The following is a 2918-nucleotide window of genomic DNA, read 5'->3' on the forward strand; positions in this document are numbered from 1 at the left end:
CAAAAATGCTCTGGTGGGATGATGTCGCCAAAGGTTTAGCTAAGCAAAAGCAGCAGACACAACAAAGTGATGCGACCACTGAAAATAGTAAAACAGCAGCCCCGTCAACTAAACAAACCCAAACTTCATCAACGCCTGCCACCTTATGTCAAAAAGGTCGAGCGTGGTTTATGCATCCTGTGGCTATGGTGGATTATTTTAATATTATTGAAATAAAAAAAGGCTGGGCAGAAAGCCCATTTGCTTTGCTGTTAGGTAAAGTTGAATCCAATAATGATTATTCAGCTTATAATCAAACTAAACCAAAACTAAGAGCTTTTTTTAATACTAACTTAACCTCTATGACGCTAAAGGAATTAATTGATAAACAAGCAAAAAGGGAAATATTTGCTGCTGGACGCTTTCAAATAATTCCTGAAACTTTAAAATCAGCTCTAGATTATTTAAAATTAGACTTATCATTGAAATATAATAAAGAAACACAAGATATTTTATTTGAAGAATATTTAATAAAAATTAAAAGGAAGAACATAATAAAATATTTAGAACAGGATGGTGATGTTGAAGATGCTATTTATGATTGGGCTAAAGAATTTGCATCAGCAGGAGTACGTAAAGGGAAAACAATAAGTAAGGGAAGAATAGCAGCTTTTGAAGGTTCATCATATTATCAAGGAGATGGGCTAAATTCTGCCCATATATTACCAGATCAAATGGTTGAAGCCTTAAAAGAATCGAAAAATGGAAATTGGAGGTAAATATGAAAAGGTTAAAGTTTGCTCTTCTGTGTTTCATAATATTTGCAATTAATTATTCCTTAATAGCTCAAGCTCAAAGTAAAGAACTTATCAAATTAGATTTTAACGATTTCGCTATTAAAACTAAAACAAAAATTAAAAATGCAAACTTTGCATATCATTATTTGATTAAGGTTTATGGGTGTGGTGGTGGTGCAATTTGTGGAGAGATTCGAAACTTACTCTCTAACAAAGTTATTGGGCTTCCTAATGCTTATTTAATAGAAGATGAAAATGGAGAAAATTGGTTTTCTATAGAGTATCATTTAAATAGTAGTTTAATTATTATTTCTGGAATAATAGCGGATCCTGATGAAAATGAAGCTAACGAAGGATATAGAAGAAGATATTATAATTTCATAAATGAAAAGTTTGAGCTTTTAGAAAAATGATTAACATTATTGGGGGGCTATAAATTAACTATTAGATGTTAATAATCGTGATGATATTAAAGTATGAATAATTCAATTTATGGATATAAATTGAAAAAGCTCTTGTTGAAAAAATTTTTTCATGCAGTTGGAGCATTAAGTAATACTAAGATGTGAAAAAGTCAATTGTTCGTTCTTAGAGATTGGAACAACAAAGAAGAGATTATCAACGTTTTCCAGATGGTTATGAAGATGCACCCGACAAGAAATTAGCACAAGAGCAACTTAAATTATTGGGCATAATAAATGGGTTAGAAGATAAGTATAAATTATGGGAAAAAACCAAAGAAAAAGCGACAAAAATGCTGTGGTGGGATGATGTCGCCAAAGGATTAGCTAAGCAAAGCCAACAAACAGAACAAAGTGACGCAGAAACTAAAAAAGAGCAATCAGCAGACACCTCAACTAATCAAACCGAAACTTTATCAACGCCTGCCACCTTAAGCCAAAATGGTAGGGTGTGGTTTATGCATCCTGTGGGTATTTCTATTTTCACAGAAAAGAAAATAGATTGTTGTTCTATAAAATTTCATAGAATTTCAAAAATTGTATTGAGACATGAAGGAGGATATGTAAATAATCCAAATGATTCTGGAGGTGAAACTAATAAAGGAATAGCTTGGAATACGTGGGTGGCATATGCAAAAAAAGATTTAGGAATAGAACCTACTTTAGAAAACTTAAAACAACTGACAGATGAACAAGTTGAAGTTATCTATAGAAAAAGATATTGGCAACCGAAAGGATTCTGCAAAATAGAAAATGATAGATTAGGGTTAATGATATATGATTGGTCAATTACGTCCGGAGGCACAATAAAAAAAGTTCAACAACTTCTAGTCGATGAGTTTGATCAAAATATCGATGTTGATGGAAAAATGGGAGAAAGAACAGCTGTTATTATAAATTCTATTGCTGATCAAGATAACTTATTAACACGTATTACTGAAATCAGACGAGAATATTATACTAATTTAGCTATTAAAGCGGATGGAACTCATACAAAAAACTATGTATTTCTAAAAGGTTGGTTAAATAGAGTGGATGATTGTTTAAATGTGAAAATTGAGGATTAGTTTATGCGATATATATTTTTTGTTTTGCTTTTTTTATTTCATTTTAATTCCGCTTGTGCCTTAGCTATTGAGCAAACTTGGACAGAAGAAGTTCATTTAGAAAAAAATGAAATACCTTATAGTATTTTCTCAATACAATTGAAAATTGACACTAACAATAAAGTAGAGGGGGAATTATGTTCTATAGTTAATTATGGCAATAAAATAGATTGCCCTATACCTTTTGTATCTAAATTAATCAATAATGAAATCGAAGTTCATTTTGATAGTACCTTTGGTGGTAAAAATGGTGTAGCTATTCTTAGATTACAAGAAAAAAATTTAATTTGGGATTTGATCAGAGTTCCTAATGGAGAATATTATTTAACAAATAAAGCGAAATTACTTCCTGAAAATATTAAAAAACATTGATAATGGGTTTTTGGGTTAAAAAACATCCAATTATTTTATTAAACAATAAAGAATATGAACTTATTTTTTTTAGAACAAAGAATAAATATGGATTTATTAACCGACTTTGATTATGAATAAGTTGCAAATGAGTTAGGATGTGAAGCAAAAGCTCTTAAAGCTGTAGGTATAAAAGAAACAAAGGATGAAAGTTTTTACACTCA

The 2918-nt window shown here is 30.4% G+C and carries 3 protein-coding genes and 1 pseudogene; all 4 read left to right on the plus strand.

Annotated features, from left to right (window positions below; translation table 11 throughout):
- Positions 1-758 (plus strand): annotated as a pseudogene (locus J3U14_RS11590) (hypothetical protein); the annotation flags it as partial.
- A gap of 2 nt (positions 759-760) precedes the next feature.
- Positions 761-1189, plus strand: coding sequence for a hypothetical protein (locus J3U14_RS11595; protein ID WP_267351772.1), 429 nt, complete (start codon positions 761-763; stop codon positions 1187-1189).
- Between the two features lie 182 nt (positions 1190-1371).
- Positions 1372-2304, plus strand: a complete 933-nt coding sequence (locus J3U14_RS11600; protein WP_267369691.1) for a glycoside hydrolase family 108 protein — start codon at positions 1372-1374, stop codon at positions 2302-2304.
- Positions 2305-2307: 3 nt separating this feature from the next.
- Positions 2308-2715: a hypothetical protein gene (locus tag J3U14_RS11605; RefSeq protein WP_267351768.1), complete on the plus strand. Its 408-nt coding sequence runs from the start codon at positions 2308-2310 to the stop codon at positions 2713-2715.
- Positions 2716-2918 lie beyond the last annotated feature (203 nt).

It is taken from the genome of Gilliamella sp. B3801, assembly GCF_026536645.1.
Classification (GTDB): Bacteria; Pseudomonadota; Gammaproteobacteria; order Enterobacterales; family Orbaceae; genus Gilliamella; species Gilliamella apicola_I.